This window comes from Sulfitobacter geojensis (assembly GCF_000622325.1).
GTDB lineage: Bacteria > Pseudomonadota > Alphaproteobacteria > Rhodobacterales > Rhodobacteraceae > Sulfitobacter > Sulfitobacter geojensis.
Genome location: NZ_JASE01000005.1, coordinates 1,351,995 through 1,373,861, shown reverse-complemented (window position 1 = coordinate 1,373,861; position 21,867 = coordinate 1,351,995). Strand labels below are relative to the sequence as shown.

Annotated in this window: 24 protein-coding genes; 12 read left to right on the top strand and 12 right to left on the bottom strand. The window is 57.3% G+C overall.

Features of this window, described 5'->3' with window-relative positions; translation table 11 throughout:
* Positions 1–2 precede the first annotated feature (2 nt).
* The 11 genes from Z947_RS0108700 to Z947_RS0108650 all read right to left on the bottom strand — a co-directional run bounded on the left by Z947_RS0108700 (position 3) and on the right by Z947_RS0108650 (position 9,176).
* On the bottom strand, positions 3–851 hold the full coding sequence (locus Z947_RS0108700) for an urea carboxylase-associated family protein (RefSeq protein ID WP_025043915.1): 849 nt from the start codon (positions 849–851) through the stop codon (positions 3–5).
* Between the two features lie 397 nt (positions 852–1,248).
* The gene (locus Z947_RS0108695) at positions 1,249–2,028 is read right to left on the bottom strand and encodes a succinate dehydrogenase iron-sulfur subunit (protein ID WP_025043914.1); all 780 of its coding nucleotides are present in this window, start codon (positions 2,026–2,028) and stop codon (positions 1,249–1,251) included.
* A 68-nt stretch (positions 2,029–2,096) separates the two neighbouring features.
* Positions 2,097–2,909 carry an FkbM family methyltransferase gene (locus Z947_RS0108690; protein ID WP_025043913.1) on the bottom strand — a complete coding sequence of 271 codons (813 nt, stop codon included), beginning with the start codon at positions 2,907–2,909 and terminating at the stop codon, positions 2,097–2,099.
* A gap of 3 nt (positions 2,910–2,912) precedes the next feature.
* Positions 2,913–3,239: a hypothetical protein gene (locus Z947_RS0108685; RefSeq protein WP_025043912.1), complete on the bottom strand. Its 327-nt coding sequence runs from the start codon at positions 3,237–3,239 to the stop codon at positions 2,913–2,915.
* Between the two features lie 15 nt (positions 3,240–3,254).
* Positions 3,255–3,548, bottom strand: a complete 294-nt coding sequence (locus Z947_RS0108680; RefSeq protein WP_025043911.1) for a hypothetical protein — start codon at positions 3,546–3,548, stop codon at positions 3,255–3,257.
* Positions 3,548–5,353, bottom strand: coding sequence for a succinate dehydrogenase flavoprotein subunit (gene sdhA / locus Z947_RS0108675; RefSeq protein WP_025043910.1), 1,806 nt, complete (start codon positions 5,351–5,353; stop codon positions 3,548–3,550). The genes Z947_RS0108680 and sdhA overlap by 1 nt, the downstream gene beginning before the upstream one ends.
* A gap of 41 nt (positions 5,354–5,394) precedes the next feature.
* Positions 5,395–5,766, bottom strand: a complete 372-nt coding sequence (gene sdhD / locus Z947_RS0108670; protein WP_025043909.1) for a succinate dehydrogenase, hydrophobic membrane anchor protein — start codon at positions 5,764–5,766, stop codon at positions 5,395–5,397.
* A 12-nt stretch (positions 5,767–5,778) separates the two neighbouring features.
* Positions 5,779–6,162, bottom strand: a complete 384-nt coding sequence (gene sdhC / locus Z947_RS0108665; protein ID WP_025043908.1) for a succinate dehydrogenase, cytochrome b556 subunit — start codon at positions 6,160–6,162, stop codon at positions 5,779–5,781.
* A gap of 201 nt (positions 6,163–6,363) precedes the next feature.
* Entirely contained in the window at positions 6,364–7,038 is a 675-nt protein-coding gene (locus Z947_RS0108660; RefSeq protein WP_025043907.1) for a DUF1194 domain-containing protein, read from the bottom strand.
* A 125-nt stretch (positions 7,039–7,163) separates the two neighbouring features.
* Positions 7,164–8,126 (bottom strand): malate dehydrogenase, encoded by a 963-nt coding sequence (gene mdh, locus Z947_RS0108655; protein WP_025043906.1) that lies wholly within the window; start codon positions 8,124–8,126, stop codon positions 7,164–7,166.
* A gap of 180 nt (positions 8,127–8,306) precedes the next feature.
* Entirely contained in the window at positions 8,307–9,176 is an 870-nt protein-coding gene (locus Z947_RS0108650) for a PRC-barrel domain-containing protein (protein WP_025043905.1), read from the bottom strand.
* Between the two features lie 113 nt (positions 9,177–9,289).
* On the opposite strand from Z947_RS0108650, the gene Z947_RS0108645 reads away from it, so the two are divergent.
* On the top strand, positions 9,290–10,045 hold the full coding sequence (locus Z947_RS0108645; RefSeq protein ID WP_025043904.1) for a sulfite exporter TauE/SafE family protein: 756 nt from the start codon (positions 9,290–9,292) through the stop codon (positions 10,043–10,045).
* Between the two features lie 67 nt (positions 10,046–10,112).
* On the opposite strand, the gene Z947_RS0108640 is transcribed toward Z947_RS0108645, so the two are convergent.
* Positions 10,113–10,445, bottom strand: coding sequence for a hypothetical protein (locus tag Z947_RS0108640; protein ID WP_025043903.1), 333 nt, complete (start codon positions 10,443–10,445; stop codon positions 10,113–10,115).
* Between the two features lie 330 nt (positions 10,446–10,775).
* Between Z947_RS0108640 and Z947_RS0108630 the strand changes: the two genes are divergently transcribed.
* The 11 genes from Z947_RS0108630 to odhB all read left to right on the top strand — a co-directional run bounded on the left by Z947_RS0108630 (position 10,776) and on the right by odhB (position 21,824).
* Entirely contained in the window at positions 10,776–11,633 is an 858-nt protein-coding gene (locus Z947_RS0108630) for an HpcH/HpaI aldolase/citrate lyase family protein (protein ID WP_025043902.1), read from the top strand.
* Positions 11,634–11,637: 4 nt separating this feature from the next.
* Entirely contained in the window at positions 11,638–12,195 is a 558-nt protein-coding gene (locus Z947_RS0108625; protein WP_025043901.1) for an NnrU family protein, read from the top strand.
* A gap of 10 nt (positions 12,196–12,205) precedes the next feature.
* The gene (locus Z947_RS0108620) at positions 12,206–12,409 is read left to right on the top strand and encodes a DUF1737 domain-containing protein (protein ID WP_025043900.1); all 204 of its coding nucleotides are present in this window, start codon (positions 12,206–12,208) and stop codon (positions 12,407–12,409) included.
* The gene (locus tag Z947_RS0108615; RefSeq protein WP_025043899.1) at positions 12,409–13,440 is read left to right on the top strand and encodes a MaoC family dehydratase; all 1,032 of its coding nucleotides are present in this window, start codon (positions 12,409–12,411) and stop codon (positions 13,438–13,440) included. The genes Z947_RS0108620 and Z947_RS0108615 overlap by 1 nt, the downstream gene beginning before the upstream one ends.
* A gap of 318 nt (positions 13,441–13,758) precedes the next feature.
* The gene (sucC, locus tag Z947_RS0108610; protein WP_025043898.1) at positions 13,759–14,952 is read left to right on the top strand and encodes an ADP-forming succinate--CoA ligase subunit beta; all 1,194 of its coding nucleotides are present in this window, start codon (positions 13,759–13,761) and stop codon (positions 14,950–14,952) included.
* Positions 14,953–14,974: 22 nt separating this feature from the next.
* A complete protein-coding gene (locus Z947_RS0108605; protein WP_025043897.1) occupies positions 14,975–15,487 on the top strand; it encodes a hypothetical protein in 513 nt (170 codons plus the stop codon).
* Between the two features lie 58 nt (positions 15,488–15,545).
* The gene (locus tag Z947_RS0108600; protein ID WP_025043896.1) at positions 15,546–15,836 is read left to right on the top strand and encodes a hypothetical protein; all 291 of its coding nucleotides are present in this window, start codon (positions 15,546–15,548) and stop codon (positions 15,834–15,836) included.
* 59 nt (positions 15,837–15,895) lie between these two features.
* Positions 15,896–16,783: a succinate--CoA ligase subunit alpha gene (gene sucD, locus Z947_RS0108595; RefSeq protein ID WP_025043895.1), complete on the top strand. Its 888-nt coding sequence runs from the start codon at positions 15,896–15,898 to the stop codon at positions 16,781–16,783.
* Positions 16,784–16,841: 58 nt separating this feature from the next.
* A complete protein-coding gene (locus Z947_RS0108590; protein ID WP_240477528.1) occupies positions 16,842–17,306 on the top strand; it encodes a DUF805 domain-containing protein in 465 nt (154 codons plus the stop codon).
* A 31-nt stretch (positions 17,307–17,337) separates the two neighbouring features.
* Entirely contained in the window at positions 17,338–20,304 is a 2,967-nt protein-coding gene (locus tag Z947_RS0108585) for a 2-oxoglutarate dehydrogenase E1 component (RefSeq protein WP_025043893.1), read from the top strand.
* Entirely contained in the window at positions 20,301–21,824 is a 1,524-nt protein-coding gene (gene odhB / locus Z947_RS0108580) for a 2-oxoglutarate dehydrogenase complex dihydrolipoyllysine-residue succinyltransferase (protein WP_025043892.1), read from the top strand. Before Z947_RS0108585 ends, odhB begins: the two co-directional genes overlap by 4 nt.
* Positions 21,825–21,867: the final 43 nt, after the last annotated feature.

Here is a 21,867-nt window from a genome sequence, read left to right as displayed (position 1 = left end):
GCTTACAGCCCGTGTGTGCGATCATAGCCATTCGCATGGTTGTCCGCACGGGCCTTTAACACATCTGTTTTCGGGGCAAACACCTCGACCAGCAAGGGATGGCATCTGGCCACATCCGATGAATGCTCTGCCGAACAATCCCCGCCCGGGCAGGCACTGAGCGCCCCTAACAGATCGACCTCCGCGAAAAACTCAAGGTAATCACCGGGACGCACGGGGCTGGCTTTCATAAAGTACTGGCCGGTGTCGCGCGTAAAGCCGGTGCACATAAACACGTTCAAAACATCATGCACATGGGGCTCAGCCTCTGCCAATGGAACATCCAGATGCGCTGCCAGTGCCCGCGTCAAATTGGAGTGGCAACAATGGTGGTATTGCCCGCCTTTCAACAGATGGTGCGTATAAGGATCACAGCGCGTGCCGATCACATCATGCACCGATCCACCGAAATCGTCGATGCCGTACCAGTCCAAAGTATCGTGGGTGATCGTCGCCAAAGGACGCAAATGCGGAAAGCTGGACCACATCTGCTGGCCTGTGGTGATATGGGTGCCATGCAATGCGCGGGTTTTACCGGAATAAAACCGCTCGCTTAGGTCGTTGGCATTCCACAGGTTCAAATCCCCGACCTGCGATCCCTCAACAGAGGAGATGCGAAAGAAATGGCCAGCTGGCACGCTAAAGCTTTTTGCGTCACGCGGCGGCACCAACACTTCGTCTGTTTTGCGCAAATCGCCGCGCGCTTGCGTATAAAGCGTCATGTCTGGATGCGGCAAAGTTTCGACCGGATAGCAAATCACCGGCTTGATCGCGCGGCGTGCATCCGCGTCGTCTGGTTGGTTGTGTGTCATGCATTTTTCCCTGCGATGATAATCCCAGCTTCAAAGCTGTTCATGTATCCTTCCCGCTTCAGAGAAGGTTCGTGTCTGGCATGTCCGATTGTCGAGATAGACGCAAAGTCACAGCTTTGGCGTTCTAAGTCTGGCCAGACATTCCCGCGGCGCGCCATTGCTGCGATAGGCCTCTTGGCCACACGTGATGCAGTTATACCGGATTAACGCCCCCTTGCTTTCCTGAGTGTTGCGCCGCCACCGGCACCGGCGACGGTCCTTATTGCGGTTGGCATATATCGCCACCGCAATCACGACGATGATCAGGAAAGGAAGGAAAAGCACCGGCAGTCTTTATCTTGATCCGGCAATCGCAGCGTGACCGCCGGATTGCCGGAAATATATAAGTATCGTCAGATCAAACTGTGCGTTCGACCATCAGTTTCTTGATCTTGGAAATCGCCAATGCAGGGTTCAAACCCTTGGGACAAGTTTTGGCGCAGTTCATGATCGTGTGGCAGCGGTACAGCTTGAACGGATCCTCAAGCTCATCCAACCGTTCGCCCGTGGCTTCATCGCGGCTGTCAATGATCCAGCGGTACGCGTGCAGCAAAGCAGCTGGTCCAAGGTAGCGATCGCCATTCCACCAGTAGCTGGGGCAGGATGTCGAACAGCAGGCGCACATGATACATTCATACAGGCCATCCAGTTTGGCGCGGTCATCCACCGACTGTTTCCACTCCTTCACAGGGGCGGGTGTCTCAGTCTCCAGCCAAGGCTGGATGCTGGCGTGCTGGGCATAGAAATGCGTCAGATCGGGGATCAAATCCTTGACCACTGGCATATGCGGCAGCGGATAGACTTTTACCGCGCCGTTCACTTCTTCGACGCCATAGGTACAAGCCAGCGTGTTGATGCCGTCGATGTTCATGGCGCAGGACCCGCAAATGCCCTCGCGGCAAGAGCGGCGGAAGGTGAGCGTTGGATCAATCTCGTTCTTGATTTTGATCAGCGCGTCCAGAATCATCGGCCCGCAGGTGTCCATATCAACGAAATAGGTATCCACCGCCGGGTTTTTACCGTCATCAGGGTTCCAACGGTAAATGTGGAATTCCTTGATGTTGCTCGCCCCTGACGGCTTCGGCCAGGTCTTGCCCGTCGTCATCCGCGAGTTCTTGGGGAGTGTCAGCTGAACCATGTCGCGTCTCCATCTTTCTGGGCAGGCTTGCCCGTTTCATCCGTTTTGCCGCATAGGGCAGTGATTATTCAGGCTGCATCCTTGCGGATGAACAGCGTATTTTGTTCGGCTTGAAGGGTGATTTCATACCCAAGCCCTGTAATTTTCTCGACCAGATCAACGGACCATTCATCCGCATGGGCCGTTTCGACCAACATCGCGTCGGGCAGCCATCCGGCAGCGTCAAGCAGCGGACCAAGGGCCGCCACTTCAGCACCTTCAACATCGATTTTCAGCACTGAAACATCGTAACTTTCGGCGTCCTCGATGAAATCAAGTAAAGGCCGCACAGGAACGATTGTCGCACCGTCACTCATTGCCGCCTTTATGGGCATGAGTGATGCCTGACCAAAATTCTGAGTTCGAAAATTCAACAGGGCCTCGCCGCTTTCAGCCGCTAATGCACATCCTTCGATGCGCACCACTTGGCCCAGATGGTTCAGACGCACATTGTGCCCCAACCGGCCGATCATCGCGGGATTGGGCTCAAACGCGATCACGCGGCTGCCCGGTCCGGCGGCAACCCCCAAAGGGATCGTAAACGCGCCGGAGTTCGCACCGATATCAAGTACCAGCGCTTTGCGGTCTTCGACGATTTCGGTCAATGCCATAAGCGATTGTATCTCGGGCGGATGCCCGTCACGCCAGATCATGCGATCGGTGTAATTGTCGCGCGGGTCCACATACATCCGTACGCCCGCAAATTCGATGACCTCGGGCGGGAGGATCGGTACCATCTGCCTACGGGTTTTTTTATCTGCCCCCCGAAAAACCGACCGCAGCGCGGCCGCAGAGCGGGCCGCATCAATCGGGTTAAACGTTGGGTTGGCCAGCGCGTTCATGGCTTAAATAATCCCGCTGCGCAGTGCAGTCGTTTGCAGACATTGCACCGTTTCGGGCCGCGCAAGCACCGCGCGAACTGTGGCCACGGTTTGATCATCCACACCAAGCACCGCGGCTTTGGCAAAATCGCGGATTTCCAGTGCGGACGAATTGTCGATGATGCAGTCGGTGAAAGGCGTGATCAATTCCTTGGGCACCTGCGGAAAGCGGGTGGCCAATGTTTCGGTCACGACCCCCTTGGCCCCTTGGCGCGCAGTGGTATCGACCGCCTGCTGCACTGGTGCGCAGGCTGTCAGAACCAACAATAATGCGGCGGCAATTGCCCTCATGTTACTGTGCTACCATCACTCGATCGGGCGGCCGTCGACACAGTAAAGCGTGCCGCGATACATGCCGTTGAAACCCGGCGGACAGCCCGGAACCGTGTAGCGGACAGTGCTGCGCACCCGCTTGGGTTGGCTGCCGTTGCTACGATCTTTCGAGTAATACTGTCGAGTTGGTCGCGCGTCGACCTTACCAACATATCCCTTTGATCCGGCATAGATGTCGCTATGCCCGTCGGCCTGCACAGCCATGGGCAAGGATGACACCAGCCCGACTGTGACCGCCAACAGCTGTGTTTTCAGCATCATACGCATTAATACACCCTCGCTTTTGGTGCGATCTTTTTCATGTCGATCCCGCCCTCTTGCTCGGTTGTCAGCGGCTTCAGCTGCACGCCACGGAAACCAAGTGTCGCTTCGTTGCCCTTGAACCACGTCAAGGAATGCTTGCGCCAGTTCTTGTCATCACGGTCAGGGTAATCTTCGTGGGCATGGGCACCACGGCTTTCCTTGCGCGCGGCGGCGGCGGTGATTGTCGCCGTTGCGTTGGGCATGAGGTTGGTCAGTTCCAGCGTTTCCATTAGGTCGGAGTTCCAGACCAGTGATTTGTCGGTGACGTTCAAGTCGTCGAGCTTGGCCGCGACGCTCTTCATTTTTTCCTCACCCTCGGCCAGCGTCTTGTCGGTGCGGAAAACAGCGGCGTCGGCCTGCATGGTTTTCTGCATCTCAAGGCGCAATTCGGCGGTCGGGATCTGACCCTTGGCATAGCGCAGCCCGTCAAACCGGTCGAACGCGGCTTCGACAGAAGCCTTGTTCGGTGTCGGCACGGCGGTTTTCGGATCTACGATTTCGGCAGCGCGGATCGCCGCGGCGCGGCCAAAGACCACAAGGTCGATCAGGCTGTTGGACCCAAGGCGGTTCGCACCATGCACAGAAGCGCAGCCCGCTTCGCCCACGGCCATTAGGCCCGGTGACACTTTGTCCGGGTCATCATCCGTCGGGGCCAGAACCTCGCCCCAATAGTTCGTCGGAATACCGCCCATGTTGTAGTGAACAGTCGGCAGGACCGGAATGGGTTCTTTAGTCAGATCGACACCGGCGAAGATGCGCGCACTTTCAGAGATCCCCGGCAAGCGCAGATCCAGCGTTTCCGGCGGCAGGTGGTTGAGATGCAGGTGGATGTGATCCTTGTTCTCGCCCACACCGCGTCCTTCGCGGATTTCCATTGTCATGCAACGGCTTACCACGTCACGTGACGCCAGATCCTTATAGGTCGGCGCATAGCGTTCCATGAACCGCTCACCCTCGGAGTTGGTCAGGTATCCACCCTCGCCGCGCGCCCCTTCGGTGATCAGACAGCCCGCACCGTAAATGCCGGTGGGATGGAACTGAACGAACTCCATGTCTTGCAACGGCAGGCCCGCACGTGCGGTCATACCGCCGCCATCGCCGGTGCAGGTGTGGGCCGAAGTGGCGCTGAAATAGGCGCGGCCATAACCGCCCGTGGCCAGCACAACCATCTTGGCGCTGAACAGGTGCATGGTGCCATCGTCAAGTTTCCAGCACAGGACACCCTGACAAACGCCATCATCGGACATGATCAGATCAATCGCGAAATATTCGATGTAAAATTCCGCGTTGTTCTTCAGCGATTGGCCGTAAAGCGTGTGCAGAATGGCGTGGCCGGTGCGGTCCGCCGCGGCGCAGGTGCGCTGCACGGGGGGGCCTTCGCCGAATTCGGTTGTGTGACCGCCAAAGGGACGCTGGTAAATCTTGCCTTGCTCTGTACGTGAAAACGGCACGCCGTAGTGCTCAAGTTCATACACCGCCTTTGGGGCTTCGCGCGCAAGGTATTCCATCGCGTCGGTGTCGCCCAGCCAGTCGGACCCCTTGACCGTGTCATACATGTGCCACTGCCAGTTGTCGGGCCCCATGTTGCTAAGCGATGCAGCAATGCCGCCCTGCGCGGCAACGGTGTGCGAGCGTGTCGGGAACACTTTGGAGACACAGGCGGTACGCAACCCCTGCTCTGCCATCCCCAATGTTGCGCGCAGGCCAGCCCCGCCAGCGCCCACAACAACCACGTCATATTCGTGGGTTTCATACTCATATGCGGCCATATTGGTCTTCCTTCGGGAATGTTTTGGTCAGAGCGCCGGAATTACAGTGCAAGACGGGCAATGGCGAAAATGCCAACTGCCGCTGCGCCGTAGCTAAGGCAGGTCACCAGAATTAATACGACTTTCTGTGCCGTGCCATGAACGTAGTCTTCGATCATGGTTTGGGCACCGTCGTTGAAATGTTTGAAGCCCACAGCCAGCGTCAGCGCCGCGATGATCGCGGGGAAGGGACGGCTGTAATAGGCGATGATTTCCTCGTAAGTGCCGCCAAGCGCTGCACCAAAGGTAAAGACAAACAACGGGATCAGGATCAACAACGCAACCGCGCTGACCTTCATCGACCAGAAATGTGCGGTGCCGCTTTTCGCAGAGCCCAGACCCTGTGCGCGTTTACGATCTGTCAAATATGCCATGTGAATGCTCCCTTACACGATCAAAGCGGTCAGGATGGTCAAAACCACCGATCCGCCCAGACAGGCCCAGCCCAGTTTTTCCGCCGTCGGGATGTCCATCGCGTGTCCATTGTCCCAGATCAGATGCCGGATGCCGGCAAGCGTGTGATACCACAGGCCCAGCAGCGAAAAGAACATGATCAGATCGCCAAACCAGCTGGTGACAAAACCGTTTGCGATTGCGAAATATTCTGCGGAGCTGGCCGCGGCCAGAAACCACCACACGATCATCAGCGCCGCGACGAGCATCGCATTGCCCGTGATCCGCGTCAGGATCGAGGTCATCGAAGTAAGTTGCGGACGGTAGATCGTCAAATGTGGCGACAGGGGACGATTGCCCCGGTTTACATCGGCCATGGCACGGGTCCTTTGAGGTGGCTACAAAAAGAGTGGCTGCGTATTTCTATTCATCCCCACGATACATAGCGGTTTTTAGGGCAGTGTCACGGGGGTCGATGCATTTGTGCCGTGGTTTCCCAGACAATTGCGGGCAAAATCAGGGCAATACCCTAACATTGCCTGTTTTGTGATCACGCCAGAAAGCGGTGTGATCACATTTCAATGCGGGAGCAGCCGACTCAGTTGTTTCGTTGTTTCACGCTGCAACTTGCGCCGGATTTGGGCCGGATAGTCCTGAAACCCGTTGGCTGTGATGACAAACGCCCCTTCTCCGTCGATCAGGTTTTCGTAAAAATATGCGGTCAGGTCCTCGCCTTCCTCTTCGATGGCCAGGGCGTTCACATTGATCGCGGCCCGGCGCAGGGCCTGTCGCATGCTTTGTGGTGACGGCCCTTCGTTCGAAACCCCGTCGCCCGAAACGTCAATCACCCTTCGATCGCATGCAGTGGTTTTCTCAAGGTCCTCAAAGGCTGCGATCGCAAGGGCCAGCGCTTCGCCAATGGCAGTGGAATAGTTGCGCCACCTGCGCGGCGCAGCCTCAATCGCATCAGCCAAACGGTAGACGTCCACGACGCGCGTCAATTGGGTCCAAGGTACCGACACTTCCTGTCGCGAGGAACCGGACCACTGGATCAGGCTGACCTGCGCCCCTTGATCAATCAGCGCATCGACGACAATCCCGTCCCGCAGGGCTTCGGCCAAGCCGTCCATTTGGATCCGGTATTCCCGTTGATCGACAGACCCCGACACATCAACAGCCAGCACCAAGGCCAATCCGCAAGCAGCGGCGGGTAAGGGCAAGATCGTCAGGATCAAGGGCAGCAAGAGGCGCATGGCGTAAGCTTAGGTCAGTGCCCTTATTCTTGCACCTCTCTTTTGCGCGAGCTCCCCTGCCCGCTCCGCAAAAGAAAAACGCGCCCCAAAGGGACGCGTTTCACTGTCTTACATGTATCTGATGTTTAGCTCAGGCTATCGTCGATGCCTTTGCACGCGTCGACCAAACCTTTTACGGCGTTGACAGAGTTGTCGAACATGGACTGCTCGTCCTTGTTCATTTCAATCTCGACAACACGCTCGACGCCGCCTGCACCGATCACGGTTGGCACACCAACATAGAACCCGTCCAGACCATAAGCGCCGTCAACATAGGCGGCGCAAGGCAGCACGCGCTTTTGGTCTTTCAAATAGCTTTCAGCCATTTCAATCGCGGAAGTCGCCGGCGCATAGAAGGCCGAACCGGTTTTCAGCAGGCCAACAATTTCGGCACCGCCGTCACGGGTACGCTGAACGATGGCATCCAGTTTCTCTTGCGAGGTCCAGCCCATTTTCACCAGATCAGGCAACGGGATACCGGCAACTGTGGAATAACGCACTAGCGGCACCATCGTGTCACCGTGGCCACCCAGAACGAATGCAGTAACGTCCTTCATGGACACTTTGAATTCGTCAGCAAGGAAGTGACGGAAACGTGCGGAGTCGAGAACACCCGCCATACCGCAAACTTTTTCATGTGGCAGGCCGGAGAATTCGCGCAGTGCCCAAACCATCGCGTCAAGCGGGTTCGTGATACAGATCACGAAAGCGTTCGGCGCATGGGCTGCGATGCCCTCACCAACGGATTTCATAACCTTGAGGTTGATGCCCAAAAGATCATCACGGCTCATGCCCGGTTTACGGGCCACACCGGCCGTTACGATGCATACGTCCGCACCTGCGATATCGGCGTAATCCTGTGTGCCGGACATGTTGGCGTCGAACTTGGCAGAAGGACCTGATTCGGCGATATCGAGCGCTTTGCCCTGGGGTACGCCGTCGGCGATGTCGAACATCACAACGTCGCCCAGTTCCTTGATGGCTGCGAGATGCGCAAGCGTGCCACCGATTTGCCCGGCGCCGATTAGCGCGATTTTGGCTCTGGCCATGATAAGTCTCCGTGAGGGTTAATTTGCCGCCGAGATAACGAAATGCGCAGCAGCCTGCAAGTTGCGTGGTTTTCCTACCTTTGCTTACTGCGCCTGACATACCGCAAAAGCCCTGCGGTAGAAACGTCAAAGGCCGCCTAAAAAGGCGGCCTTTGGTTAGAATTGGAAGGAAACGAGCGCTTAGTCTTCGTATTCTGGCAGCGCTTCCAGTTTTTCCTGAGTGCTGTCGATGTAGAAGCGGTAGTCGTCGCCATCAACGCCTTTCAGGATCTGGATTTTCTCAAAGCTAACGGCGACAGGTTTTTCGCCCAAGCCAAGGAAACCGCCCACGTTGATCACGGCCTGCGATACCTTGCCGTCGTCATTCATCAGCAGGCTGCCGATTTCGCCGACGGTTTCGTCGTTCTCACCGTAAACGTACGACCCTTGAATTTTTTCCGCCGTCAGTTGCTCGACTTCTACCGGTTCGATTTCGGCATAACCGTCGCGCTCCATCATCGGACGTACCAGAGCTGAGTCGTTGGACATGGCTGTTGTGTCATCCACCTTTGACTCTGCCATGTCTTTCTCTACGGCGTCGTCCTTGGCCATGTTATCGTTGTTTTCGGCCATGTCGTCGTCCATGTCTGCTTCAAACACTGGCGCGTTTTCCAAAATTTCCTTGGACGTGGTCACGACCAGAAAGCGATCATCGGCGTCGTCTTTTTCCTGTACGACCTTGATTGCGTCCATTGAAACAGTCACGTCACGTTCGCCGAGGCCCAAAAAGCCACCAACACCCAATACGACTGCACGAATTTCGCCATCTTTGCTTACGATGATGTCGTTGATTTCACCGATGTCATCCCATTCGGTTTCGCCACCGTCGTTGATCGTGTACCCGTCTTCGATCTGGCTCTCGCTGTTGTAGATCCGCATGCCGATCAGGTCGGACGCAAAGAAGTCATCCTGTTCGAATTGTACGGTGCCAAAGTTCGATGCGTGGGCGTCCGCGAATGCCGCGCCGGAGAATGCCAAAAGGACTGCAGTTGTGCTCAGAAAGCGTTTCATATCTAGTACTCCTTTAGTGTCTTGGATGATAATCATCCGTCTGACTTAACAACGGCGCTGCTCAATTTTCGTTCCGCGAAAACTTAACAAAAAGAACGGCTTTAATTGACGACATGCTAAATCTTGATCTGTTCTTTTTCTGCGTCGCCGGTCCGGCAGTCATCTTTGCGGGCGTCTCAAAGGCCGGTTTTGGATCAGGGGCCGCCTTTGCATCAGCATCGATCCTTGCCTTGGTTGTGCCTCCCGAACTGGCACTTGGAATCATGCTGCCGTTACTGATGCTGATCGACGTCTCATCGCTGAAACCCTACTGGGGGAAATGGAGCGTGGCGGACGCAAAATTACTGATCCTTGGCGGATTGCCGGGCATCGTGGCGGGCATCCTTTTGTACCGCGTGGCGTCACCGGATTTACTGCGCCTTTTGATTGGCAGTGTGTCGGTCGCGTTCGTGTTGTGGCAGGTGGCGTTGGCGACGGGCATTGTGCGAATGGCCAAGACACGAATGCCGGATGGTGCCGGTTTTTTCTTTGGCACTTTGACGGGGTTCACCACCTTTATCAGCCATGCGGGTGGACCGCCGGCTGCGTTCTTTTTGCTCAGCCGCGGTCTAAGCAAAACCCAGTTTCAGGCGACCACGGTGATCGTGTTCTGGGTGCTCAACATTTTAAAATTCCTGCCTTATGCTGTGCTCGGCATGTTCACCACGCAGACTTTTCTGGCCAATATCGTTCTCGCCCCCTTCGCGATTTTCGGCACGTGGCTGGGGGTACGGGCCCATGTCCTTGTGCCGGAGCGGCTGTTTTTCACGCTGACTTATGTTTTGCTGATGGCAACCGGCGGCAAGCTGATTTGGGACGGGCTGACCTGAGAGAGACAAAAAAACGGGCCAACCGGCCCGCCCCTTAAACATCCATTTGTTCAATTGTTCGTTGTCGTCAGGCGTCATTCCCCTTCGCGGGCAGGACATCGGCGACAGTTTCAAATGATTGCCCCGAGGCCACCAAACAGGTCAGCCCGCCGGGTGAGGTCACCGTGATCGTCCAGCTGCCCGTTTCCAAAGAGGCGTATACCTCCACCATGGCATTGTTGGACCCGAGTCCGATGGATTGTCGTGTTTCGCCATAATTCTCAGCCAGCCGATCCATCACAGCCTCGCGCGGCGCGCAATTTCGCCCGTTTTGTGCCGCGACATCCGTCGTCGTTGCCAGATACAAAGCCGCCGCAGCCGTTAATCCGCCCAGCTTGAGTACTTTCCCAATTTTATTCATCCTATGTGCCTTCATTCGAAAGACCGCACCCGAAGGTCCTCGGACCAACCCCGGATTTTTCCGGCGGGACCCGGGTGGCCCAGGTTATGATATCTGATCACGCGCCCTTGCCGCTTATGTCCGACGGTCTTGCCGGAACGGCTCTCCCCAGTGGGTGCGATGGCAGACACTTTGCGTAACAGGACTGAAGTAATGGTTAATCAAGCGTCCGCAGCGCAGGTCGAACACGCAAAATTTGATCATTGCTGCATTGCGGCACAATTGAGCTTGAACTATTCCGAAAAAAATGGCCCTTTGCGCGCAACATTATGACCCAACCGGAGTTCACCCATGTCCAAGATCACCCGCCCGCTGCGCTCTGTGCTGTATATTCCCGCCTCCAAAGAGCGCGCACTCGACAAGGCGCGCGGTCTTTCCTGCGACGCGATCATATTTGATCTCGAAGACGCGGTAACACCTGATGAAAAGCCAGCCGCCCGCGCAACGCTTGCTGCCGCGCTTGAAACCGGCGGCTACGGCAACCGCTTCAAAGTGATCCGCATCAACGGTCTTGATACCCCTTGGGGCGCGGAGGACGCTGCCGCGGCCGCGACAATGGGTGCCGATGCGATTCTGCTACCCAAGGTCGGCAGCCCTGCGGATCTGGATGCATTGGCGAAAATAGTGGGCGACATCCCGCTTTGGGCGATGATGGAAACGCCCGGTGCAATGCTGAACGCAGCCGCGATTGCCGCACATGGGCAGTTGCAAGCCATGGTAATGGGCACCAACGATCTGGCCAAAGACCTGCAAACGCGGTTCCGCGCTGACCGCCTGCCCATGATGGCCGGTTTGGGTCTGTGCCTGCTGGCCGCCAAAGCGCATGACTGCGCGATCATCGACGGTGTTTATAACGCGTTCAAAGACGACGAAGGCCACAAGGCTGAGTGTGATCAGGGACGCGACATGGGGTTTGACGGCAAAACCCTGATCCACCCTGCGCAGCTGGATGTTGCCAACGCCGCATTTTCCCCCTCGGAAGCAGAAGTCGATCTGGCCCGCCGTCAAATCGCCGCTTTGGAAGAGATCGAAGCCTCCGGCCAGGGCGTTGCCGTGGTGGATGGCAAGATCGTCGAAAACCTTCATGTTGCCACCGCCCGTGAAACTCTGGCAAAACTGGATGCAATTGCAGCCCTGAACGCGGAGTGAACATATGATCCTGTTGATCATCGGCCTGATCCTTTGGACCGGCGCACATTGGTTTAAGCGCCTGAAACCCGATGCGCGCGCCGCTTTGGGCATGCCGGGCAAGGGGATGATCGCAGTGGCGATCCTTGCATCGGTTGTACTGATGATCATCGGTTACCGGATGGCGGCGTTCATTCCCGTCTGGCATCCGCCGATGTTCCTGAAACACCTCAATAACCTTGCGATGGTGCTGGCCCTCTGGGTCTATGGTTCGTCGGCAGCCAAAGGGGCCAAGGCGTGGCCGGCGTACAAACTGCGCCATCCGCAACTGACGGCCGTGAAAATCTGGGCCGCAGCGCATTTGCTGGTAAACGGTGATCTGGCTTCGGTGATCCTGTTCGGCGGTCTGCTGGCTTGGGCCGTGGGCAGTGTAATCCTGATCAACCGCGCCGAACCCGACTGGACGCCCCCTGCCCCCGCCGGCCGTCCCACCTATATCCGCCTTTCAGTGATCACGCTGGTGATGTTCATCGTTATCGCCGCAATTCATCTGTGGCTCGGCGTCTCGCCGTTCTCGAGCTAAGGAAACAACCATGAAACTCTACCGCTTCCTGTCAGAAGAAGACACGTCCGCCTTTTGTCACAAGGTGACAGAGGCATTGAACAAGGGCTGGGAACTTTACGGCTCTCCAACCCAGACATGGGACCACAAGGCCGGCCTGATGCGTTGTGGCCAGTCGGTCGTAAAAGAAGTCGAAGGCACCTATACGCCCGACACCAAATTAGGGGCGCATTGATGGCCAAGACAAATTCCGGGCGCTTTTTCGAAGACTACACCGTTGGCGAAACCCTGCATCACGCGGTCCCGCGGACTGTAAAAATGGGCGAGCGCGCGCTTTATCACATGCTCTATCCGGCGCGGCATGCCCTGTATTCATCCGACCAGTTTGCCCAATCCAGTGGCCTGCCCTTCAGCCCGCTGGATGATCTGATCGCGTTTCACATCGTTTTTGGCAAAACCGTGCCGGATGTATCGCTGAATGCTGTGGCCAATCTGGGATATGCGCAGGGCCGCTGGCTGGCCCCCGTCTGGCCCGGTGACACCCTGCGCAGCCAATCCGAAGTGATTGGTTTGAAACAGAACTCCAACGGCAAAACCGGTGTGGTCTATGTGCGCACGACCGGTTTGAACCAACATGACGAACCGGTGCTGGAATATGTGCGCTGGGTGATGGTGCGCAAACGCAATGTCGATGCCCCCGCCCCTGAAACCGTCGTCCCCGATCTGCCAAAAGCGTTGAGTGCGGATCAGCTGGTGATCCCCAAGGGCCTTGATTTCACCAACTATGATTTCACCTTGGCGGGCGAAGCGCACCGGCTGTCAGATTACGAAATTGGCGAACAAATCGACCACGTTGACGGGGTGACCGTCGAGGAGGCCGAACATATGATGGCGACCCGCCTCTGGCAAAACACGGCCAAAGTGCATTTCGACACGTCTGCACGTCCCGATGGCACCCGCCTGATTTATGGCGGCCACGTCATTTCCATGGCCCGCGCGTTGTCATTCAACGGTCTGGCAAATGCGCAGATGATCGTGGGCCTGAACGGCGGCGCACATGCGAACCCCTGTCTTGCGGGCGATACGATCCGCGCGTGGTCCGAAGTGATCGACAAGGCCGAAACCGACGCACCGGGCGTTGGCGCGATCCGCCTGCGGCTGGTGGCGACTAAAGGCGGCGATCCCTTTGCCCTGCGGGGGGAAGACGGCAAATACCTGCCCGATGTTCTGCTTGACCTGGACTACTGGGCCTTGATGCCCTTGTAATTGACGACGGTGGCACCGGGGAAGACCGGTTGTCACCGTCACTCTCTGATGCACCGTTTTTGCGGTCGGAAAAGTGATGACGAGAAAGCGATTCCTCGGCAGCTACTTTAGTACCGGTGCCCGTTTTGGCCATAAGGGGCAGGTATTTCCTTGCCATCCCCTTAATTTGCGCAGCTTTGTGATCACACGTTTTTCAAGTGTGATCACAAATGTCGCTTTCTGCTGGCAATGCGACAAAAAGTACTCAAGGCTGGATAGGAACCATAAGACTCACTGGCGAGCCTGCCTGTGACTTGAACAAAAACGGGACCGTTTTTCATGAACATCCACGAATATCAGGCGAAAGCCCTCTTGCGCAGCTATGGCGCACCTGTCTCCGATGGCCGCGTCGTCCTCAAGGCCGAAGACGCGAAAACTGCGGCGGGCGAAATGGACGGCCCGCTTTGGGTTGTCAAAGCGCAGATCCACGCAGGTGGCCGCGGCAAGGGCAAATTCAAGGAAGCGGATGCAGGCGAAGCAGGCGGTGTGCGCCTTGCCAAATCGGTTGAAGAAGCAGCCGAGGAAGCCAAAAAGATGCTTGGCCGTACCTTGGTCACGCACCAGACCGGCCCCGCCGGCAAGCAAGTGAACCGCATCTACATCGAAGACGGTTCCGGCATTGAAACCGAACTTTACCTCGCTTTGCTGGTAGATCGCCAGACCTCGCGCGTTTCGTTCGTCTGCTCCACCGAAGGTGGCATGGACATCGAAGAAGTCGCAGAGAACACGCCGGACAAGATCCTGAGCTTTTCTGTGGATCCGGCTACCGGTTATCAGGCATTCCACGGCCGTCGCATCGCATTTGCATTGGGTCTGGAAGGCAAACAGGTCAAGCAATGTGTCGGCCTGATGGGTCTGCTGTATAAAGCATTCCTTGAAAAGGACATGGAGATGCTGGAAATCAACCCGCTGATCGTTTCCGACAGCGGTGACCTCAAAGTACTGGATGCCAAGGTCGCATTTGACGGCAATGCCATCTATCGCCACGCCGATATTAACGAATTGCGCGACGAAACCGAAGAAGACGCCAAAGAGCTTGAGGCGTCCAAATACGACCTGAACTACATCACGCTTGACGGTGAAATCGGCTGCATGGTGAACGGTGCGGGTCTGGCCATGGCGACCATGGACATCATCAAACTCTACGGTTCCGAGCCTGCCAACTTCCTCGACGTAGGCGGCGGTGCGACCAAAGAAAAAGTGACCGAAGCGTTCAAGATCATCACCTCCGACCCAAAGGTCAAAGGCATTCTGGTCAACATCTTCGGCGGCATTATGCGCTGTGACGTCATCGCCGAAGGCGTTGTCGCTGCGGTAAAAGAAGTCGGCCTGAAAGTGCCACTGGTTGTCCGTCTTGAAGGCACAAACGTGCAGCAGGGCAAAGACATTATCAACAATTCGGGCCTTGATGTGATTGCAGCGGAAGACCTGAAGGACGGCGCACAAAAGATCGTAGCCGCGGTAAAGGGATAGGTTCGGAACAAGGAACGCAAGGATGCCTTCGGCCCTGACAGCCGCTCATGCGCTTAGCCTGACTGCCCTTTTGGGGGCGGCGGGCGACGCTATGGCTGATCCGGCCCGACATGCGATCAATGTGTTCAACAGCTGGTGTTTCAAGGCCGGACAAACAGAAGCGGAGGCGCGCAAGAACATGAACGTCGACGCTGCCCTGTTTTATCTGACCTTCTGGGACGACAGCCTTGAACCGCGCCCAGCCGAGGCACCCGAAGGGGTGGAACGGCGCTGTGAGGTCGCGTTTGACGGCAACCATACCGCCCGGGCGATTACCGCGTTGCGCAAGCAAATGCAGACGCCGCCAGTGTTTGGTCGCAAGGTCCCCCTGCCTGACACCCATCAGTCCCAAGACGGCACAGCGCTGATCGAAGGGCGTAAATTGCTGCGCGGGCGTGTTGCGGTGGTCCATATTGGCACCCGTAACGATGATGCGCGCACCTTTATGGCCGTTGACCGCCTGTATGACGGGCTTGGGCTGGGGGCCTCGCAATGACAATTCCTTACGTTCCGCTTTCCGCCACACCTATCCACAATCTCAGAAGGACCGCCTCATGAACGCTTTTTCCGGTATCAATCGCTTTTCCTTTGCACGGACAGGCGTTGTGCTTGGCCTCGCTGGTTTTCTTGCGGCCTGCGGTGGCGGCGAAATGACGGTACGTGACGGCCCGCAAGCCGTGCATCCGAGCGGTTCCTTCCTTGCAAATGGCACCTATGTCGCGCTGCAGGGCGATAACACCGCCCCCGCAGTCAGCTGCCATCACCATACCCACAAATGCCACGCTTCAAGCGGGCACCACTATACGTCCAGCGTAAATGACGGTTCGACCCCTATCATCGACTGAGCCTGTCGCGCGCTGGCCCATCGCAACATATTGACCCAATACCCAAAGGAGACGCCTCAATGGCCGTACTCGTAGACGAAAATACCAAAGTTATCTGTCAGGGCCTGACCGGCTCGCAAGGCACGTTCCACACCGAGCAGGCCATCGCATATGGCACCAAAATGGTTGGCGGTGTGACCCCCGGCAAAGGCGGCCAAAAGCATCTGGACCTGCCCGTGTACAACTCCGTGCACGAGGCCATGCACATGACCGAAGCGAATGCTTCGGTGATTTACGTGCCTCCCCCCTTCGCGGCGGATTCCATCCTTGAAGCGATCGACGCGGAAATGCCGCTGATCGTCTGCATCACCGAAGGTATTCCTGTACTGGACATGATGCGCGTGCAGCGCGCACTTGAGGGTTCCAAATCCCGTCTGATCGGCCCGAACTGCCCCGGCGTGATCACCCCTGACGCCTGCAAAATCGGCATCATGCCCGGTCACATCCACAAACGCGGCTCCTGCGGCGTGGTCTCGCGTTCCGGTACATTGACCTATGAAGCGGTCAAGCAGACCTCCGATCTAGGCTACGGCCAATCTTCGGCGGTTGGCATCGGCGGCGACCCGATCAAAGGCACCGAACACATTGACGTTTTGGAAATGTTTCTCGCCGATGACGAAACCCAGTCTATCATCATGATTGGCGAAATCGGCGGGTCCGCCGAAGAAGAAGCAGCGCAGTTCCTTGCCGATGAAAAGAAAAAGGGCCGTTGGAAACCAACTGCCGGCTTCATCGCAGGCCGCACCGCCCCTCCCGGACGTCGCATGGGCCACGCTGGCGCGATCGTTGCAGGCGGTAAAGGTGGTGCCGAAGACAAGATCGAAGCCATGAAATCCGCAGGTATTGTGGTGGCCGACAGCCCGGCAACATTGGGTGAAGCGGTCAAAGAAGCGATCGAAAAAGGCTAAAGGCCTTTGGTCGGGCGGATATCCTGCCCGACCGAAACACACCAATCGGGAGAGCAAAATGACAATGAACTTCCCCACAGCAGTACGCACCTGCCTGACAGAAAAATACGCCACATTTTCGGGCCGCGCCTCGCGCTCTGAATATTGGTGGTTTGTCCTTGCGGTTATCATCGGCTCCATCATCACCCAGCTGATTTGGTGGCCTCTGGGGATGATCTTTTCACTTGCGGTCCTTTGTCCTGGCCTCGCCGCGGGGTTTCGCCGCTTGCAAGATACCGGTCGTCCGGGCTGGTACATTGCAATCCCCTTTGGCATCAGCCTGCTGAACACGCTGCTCGCCCCCGCGATGCCCACTGAAGAGGCGATGATGGCGGGTGAAATGCCGAATATGGGCGCGATGGCCCTTTCCGGCATACTGGCGATCGCCAGCCTTGTGATCTTTATCCTCTACATCTGGTGGCTGACCCGCCCCAGCCAGCCCGAAACCAACACCTACGGGCCACCGCCCGTGTCCGCCTCCTGATCAAAGTCCCGCACAGCCATAAGGTGACGCAATGACCGAACAACCTGCCAACGACCATTTCCACGCGTCCTCTTTTATGGAGGGCGATAACGCGGCCTATCTGGAACAGCTCTATGCGCGATACGCGGCGGACCCTGCGTCGGTCGATGAGGCGTGGCATGTGTTTTTTCAGGCCATGGGCGACGAGCGCAAAGCGGTCGAGGCCGAAGCCTCCGGTCCGTCCTGGGCGCGCAATGACTGGCCCCCCGCCCCTGCCGGCGACACCATGGGTGCCCTGACAGGCATTTGGCCTGAACCCGCCGAAGCAAAATCCGCCGGTGACAAAATCAAGGCCAAGGCCACGGAAAAGGGCGTTTCGGTCAGCGATGACCAGATCAAGACAGCGGTGCTGGATTCTATCCGCGCGCTGATGCTGATCCGTGCCTACCGGATCCGCGGTCATCTGGCGGCCGACCTTGATCCGTTGAACATGCGTGACATGGGGGACCACCCCGAGCTCGATCCCAAGGCCTACGGCTTTAGCGATGCCGACATGGACCGCCCGATCTTTATCGACAACGTGCTGGGCCTTGAAGTGGCCACGATGAAGCAGATTGTTGCCATCGTGAAATCCACCTATTGTGGGACTTTTGCTCTGCAATATATGCACATCTCCAACCCCGAAGAAGCCGGTTGGCTGAAAGAGCGGATCGAGGGCTATGGCAAGGAAATCGCGTTTACCAAGAACGGGCGTAAAGCGATCCTGAGCAAGCTGGTCGAGGCCGAAGGTTTCGAAAAGTTCCTGCATGTTAAATACATGGGCACCAAACGGTTTGGTCTGGACGGCGGCGAAAGCCTTGTTCCTGCGATGGAGCAGATCATCAAACGGGGCGGCCAGTTGGGCGTCAAAGACATCGTCATCGGTATGCCACACCGGGGCCGCCTTTCGGTCCTCGCCAACGTGATGCAAAAACCTTACCGGGCGATTTTCAACGAGTTTCAGGGCGGTAGCTTTAAACCCGAAGATGTCGATGGGTCTGGTGACGTGAAATACCACCTCGGTGCGTCTTCCGACCGTGAATTTGACGACAATTCGGTGCACCTGTCGCTGACGGCGAACCCCTCCCACCTTGAGGCGGTGAACCCTGTGGTCATCGGCAAGGTCCGCGCCAAGCAGGACCAGTTGGGCGATCACGACCGGACTGCAGTCATGCCGATCCTTCTGCACGGCGATGCGGCTTTTGCCGGTCAGGGTGTTGTGGCAGAGTGTTTCGCCCTGTCCGGCCTGCGCGGTCACAAGACCGGCGGCACTATGCATATCGTCGTGAACAACCAGATCGGTTTCACCACGGCGCCACATTTCTCGCGCTCTTCGCCCTATCCCACTGACAACGCTTTGGTGGTCGAAGCGCCGATTTTCCACGTCAACGGGGATGATCCCGAAGCCGTGGTACATGCGGCCCGCGTCGCAACGGAGTTCCGCCAGAAGTTCCACAAGGACGTGGTGATCGACCTTATTTGTTACCGCCGCTTTGGTCACAACGAAGGCGACGAGCCGATGTTCACCAACCCGGTGATGTACAAAAAGATCAAAGGCCACAAAACCACCCTCAGCCTCTATGCCGAACGTCTGGTCAAAGACGGGTTGGTCCCCGAGGGCGAGATCGAGGATATGAAGGCCGATTTCCAGAAACTGATGAACGACGAGTTCGAAGCGGGCAAAGAGTTCCGCCCAAACAAGGCGGATTGGCTGGACGGCAAGTGGTCACATCTGGACAAGCGCGGCAAGAAATACCAGCGCGGCAAGACGGCGATCAAAAAGGAAACCCTTGCCGAGGTCGGGAAATCCCTGACCACGGCACCTGACGGTTTCCCGCTGCACAAAACCGTTGGTCGCCTGTTGGACACCAAAGCCGAGATGTTCAAATCCGGCAAGGGCTTTGACTGGGCCACGGCAGAAGCATTGGCTTTCGGGTCGTTGCTTACCGAAGGCTACAAAGTACGCCTGTCCGGTCAGGATTCGACCCGTGGGACATTCAGCCAACGCCATTCCGGTCTGATCAATCAGGAAAACGAAGAACGCTATTACCCGCTGAATCACATCCGCGAGGGTCAGGCCGAATACGAAGTGATCGACTCGATGCTGTCCGAATATGCGGTGCTCGGTTTTGAATACGGCTACTCTCTGGCCGAACCCAATGCGCTGACGCTTTGGGAGGCACAATTCGGCGATTTCGCCAACGGCGCGCAAATCATGTTCGACCAGTTCATCAGTTCCGGCGAAAGCAAATGGCTACGCATGTCCGGCCTCGTCTGCCTGATGCCGCATGGATATGAGGGGCAAGGCCCCGAACACTCCAGCGCGCGTCTGGAGCGGTTCCTGACCATGTGCGGCGGCGACAACTGGATCGTGGCGAATTGCACCACACCTGCAAACTACTTCCACATCCTGCGTCGCCAGTTGCACCGCAGCTATCGCAAGCCTTTGATGTTGATGACACCAAAATCCCTGCTGCGTCACAAGATGGCCGTCAGCACGGCAGATGAATTCACCACGGGTTCGTCGTTCCACCGCGTATTGTGGGATGACGCACAGCACGGTAATTCCGACACGACGCTGGTGGCGGACGACAAGATCAAGCGCGTCGTCATGTGTTCCGGCAAGGTCTATTACGACCTGCTGGAAGAGCGCGACGCGCGGGGCATCGACGATGTCTACCTGCTGCGTTTCGAACAATTCTATCCCTTCCCCGCGCAATCCGCGGTCAAGGAACTGGAGCGGTTTAAGAACGCCGATATGGTCTGGTGTCAGGAAGAGCCCAAGAACCAGGGCGCATGGTCCTTCATCGAACCGAATATCGAATGGGTTCTGACCCGTATCAACGCCAAACAATCGCGCCCCACCTATGCCGGTCGCGCCGCTGCTGCGTCACCCGCGACGGGTCTGGCCAGCATGCATAAATCACAGCAAGCCGCCCTCATCGACGAGGCGCTGACACTTGAAGGATCAAAGAAATGACCGAAGTACGCGTACCCACGCTGGGCGAATCCGTAACCGAAGCAACCGTTGCGACATGGTTCAAGAAACCCGGTGATACCGTCGCCGTTGATGAAATGCTCTGTGAGCTGGAAACCGACAAGGTAACCGTCGAAGTGCCCAGCCCCGTTGCCGGCACCCTGTCCGAAGTGGTTGCCGCCGAGGGGGAAACAGTTGGTGTTGACGCGCTTTTGGCTAATATCTCCGAAGGGGACGCGGGAACGGATGCCGCCCCCAAAACGAAAGAGGCCGCCAAAGCCGATGACACCGCCAGCCAGTCCCCCCGCGAAGAAGGTGGTGCATCTGTTGATGTGATGGTGCCGACCCTTGGCGAGAGCGTAACCGAAGCGACCGTGAGCACCTGGTTCAAGAAAGTCGGCGACACTGTCGCGCAGGACGAGATGCTATGCGAATTGGAAACCGACAAGGTCAGCGTTGAAGTGCCGGCACCGGCGGCTGGCGTACTGAGCGAAATTCTTGCCGAAGAAGGCAGCACAGTCGAGGCATCCGCCAAACTCGCGGTGATTTCCTCCGGTGCGGGCGCAGCCGCATCTGCCCCCGCGCAGGAAAACGCACCAGCGCCCGCAGCGGCAAGCACCGGTACGGGCAAGGATGTCGAGGATGCGCCGTCGGCGAAAAAGGCGATGGCAGAGGCCGGCATCAACCGCGATGCGGTCACGGGCACTGGCCGCGACGGGCGCGTGATGAAAGAAGACGTGGCCAAAGCAATCGCGGCGGGCACGACTGCCGCTGCCCCAGCGGCCGCTGCAAAACCACGTGCACCCTCTGCCGCCGATGACGCCGCGCGCGAGGAACGGGTGAAAATGACCCGCCTGAAACAGACCATGGCGCGCCGTTTGAAAGAAGCCCAAAACACCGCCGCGATCCTTACCACCTTCAACGAGGTCGACATGACCGAGGTGATGGCAATCCGGAACACCTACAAGGCCGATTTTGAAAAGAAACACGGCGTGCGCATGGGCTTCATGTCTTTCTTCACCAAAGCCTGCTGCCACGCGCTGAAAGAAATTCCCGAGGTCAACGCAGAGATCGACGGTACCGATGTGATCTACAAGAACTACGTCCACATGGGTGTTGCCGCAGGCACGCCAACGGGCCTTGTGGTGCCGGTAATCCGCGACGTGGATACGATGTCTTTTGCCGGTATCGAAAAGGCGATTGGCGACATGGGTAAGAAGGCCCGTGACGGCAAGCTGACCATGGCGGATATGACCGGCGGCACCTTCACCATCTCCAACGGCGGTGTTTACGGCTCATTGATGACAGCGCCGATCCTGAACCCGCCACAGTCCGGTATCCTTGGCATGGCGAAAATTCAGGACCGCGCGATGGTCATTGGCGGTGAAATCGTGATCCGCCCCATGATGTATATCTCGCTGTCCTATGACCACCGGATCATTGACGGCAAAGGGGCTGTGACTTTCCTTGTGCGCGTCAAGGAGATGTTGGAAGATCCACGCCGCCTGTTGATGGATTTGTGACGTAACTGGCGGGGAAACCTCCGCCCTACGGATCGACTGTAGG

Excerpts from the sequence above, each read along its gene's own strand:
- sdhD (WP_025043909.1), bottom strand. The coding sequence starts at position 5,766 with ATGGCATATTTGACAGATCGTAAACGCGCACAGGGTCTGGGCTCTGCG.
- Z947_RS0108690 (WP_025043913.1), bottom strand. The coding sequence starts at position 2,909 with ATGAACGCGCTGGCCAACCCAACGTTTAACCCGATTGATGCGGCCCGC.
- sucC (WP_025043898.1), top strand. The coding sequence starts at position 13,759 with ATGAACATCCACGAATATCAGGCGAAAGCCCTCTTGCGCAGCTATGGC.
- Z947_RS0108695 (WP_025043914.1), bottom strand. The coding sequence starts at position 2,028 with ATGGTTCAGCTGACACTCCCCAAGAACTCGCGGATGACGACGGGCAAG.
- Z947_RS0108660 (WP_025043907.1), bottom strand. The coding sequence starts at position 7,038 with ATGCGCCTCTTGCTGCCCTTGATCCTGACGATCTTGCCCTTACCCGCC.
- Z947_RS0108650 (WP_025043905.1), bottom strand. The coding sequence starts at position 9,176 with ATGAAACGCTTTCTGAGCACAACTGCAGTCCTTTTGGCATTCTCCGGC.
- Z947_RS0108600 (WP_025043896.1), top strand. The coding sequence starts at position 15,546 with ATGAACGCTTTTTCCGGTATCAATCGCTTTTCCTTTGCACGGACAGGC.
- Z947_RS0108615 (WP_025043899.1), top strand. The coding sequence starts at position 12,409 with ATGGCCAAGACAAATTCCGGGCGCTTTTTCGAAGACTACACCGTTGGC.
- sdhA (WP_025043910.1), bottom strand. The coding sequence starts at position 5,353 with ATGGCCGCATATGAGTATGAAACCCACGAATATGACGTGGTTGTTGTG.
- odhB (WP_025043892.1), top strand. The coding sequence starts at position 20,301 with ATGACCGAAGTACGCGTACCCACGCTGGGCGAATCCGTAACCGAAGCA.
- sucD (WP_025043895.1), top strand. The coding sequence starts at position 15,896 with ATGGCCGTACTCGTAGACGAAAATACCAAAGTTATCTGTCAGGGCCTG.
- mdh (WP_025043906.1), bottom strand. The coding sequence starts at position 8,126 with ATGGCCAGAGCCAAAATCGCGCTAATCGGCGCCGGGCAAATCGGTGGC.
- Z947_RS0108645 (WP_025043904.1), top strand. The coding sequence starts at position 9,290 with ATGCTAAATCTTGATCTGTTCTTTTTCTGCGTCGCCGGTCCGGCAGTC.
- Z947_RS0108620 (WP_025043900.1), top strand. The coding sequence starts at position 12,206 with ATGAAACTCTACCGCTTCCTGTCAGAAGAAGACACGTCCGCCTTTTGT.
- Z947_RS0108640 (WP_025043903.1), bottom strand. The coding sequence starts at position 10,445 with ATGAATAAAATTGGGAAAGTACTCAAGCTGGGCGGATTAACGGCTGCG.
- Z947_RS0108590 (WP_240477528.1), top strand. The coding sequence starts at position 16,842 with ATGACAATGAACTTCCCCACAGCAGTACGCACCTGCCTGACAGAAAAA.
- Z947_RS0108625 (WP_025043901.1), top strand. The coding sequence starts at position 11,638 with ATGATCCTGTTGATCATCGGCCTGATCCTTTGGACCGGCGCACATTGG.
- sdhC (WP_025043908.1), bottom strand. The coding sequence starts at position 6,162 with ATGGCCGATGTAAACCGGGGCAATCGTCCCCTGTCGCCACATTTGACG.
- Z947_RS0108700 (WP_025043915.1), bottom strand. The coding sequence starts at position 851 with ATGACACACAACCAACCAGACGACGCGGATGCACGCCGCGCGATCAAG.
- Z947_RS0108685 (WP_025043912.1), bottom strand. The coding sequence starts at position 3,239 with ATGAGGGCAATTGCCGCCGCATTATTGTTGGTTCTGACAGCCTGCGCA.
- Z947_RS0108585 (WP_025043893.1), top strand. The coding sequence starts at position 17,338 with ATGACCGAACAACCTGCCAACGACCATTTCCACGCGTCCTCTTTTATG.
- Z947_RS0108605 (WP_025043897.1), top strand. The coding sequence starts at position 14,975 with ATGCCTTCGGCCCTGACAGCCGCTCATGCGCTTAGCCTGACTGCCCTT.
- Z947_RS0108680 (WP_025043911.1), bottom strand. The coding sequence starts at position 3,548 with ATGCGTATGATGCTGAAAACACAGCTGTTGGCGGTCACAGTCGGGCTG.
- Z947_RS0108630 (WP_025043902.1), top strand. The coding sequence starts at position 10,776 with ATGTCCAAGATCACCCGCCCGCTGCGCTCTGTGCTGTATATTCCCGCC.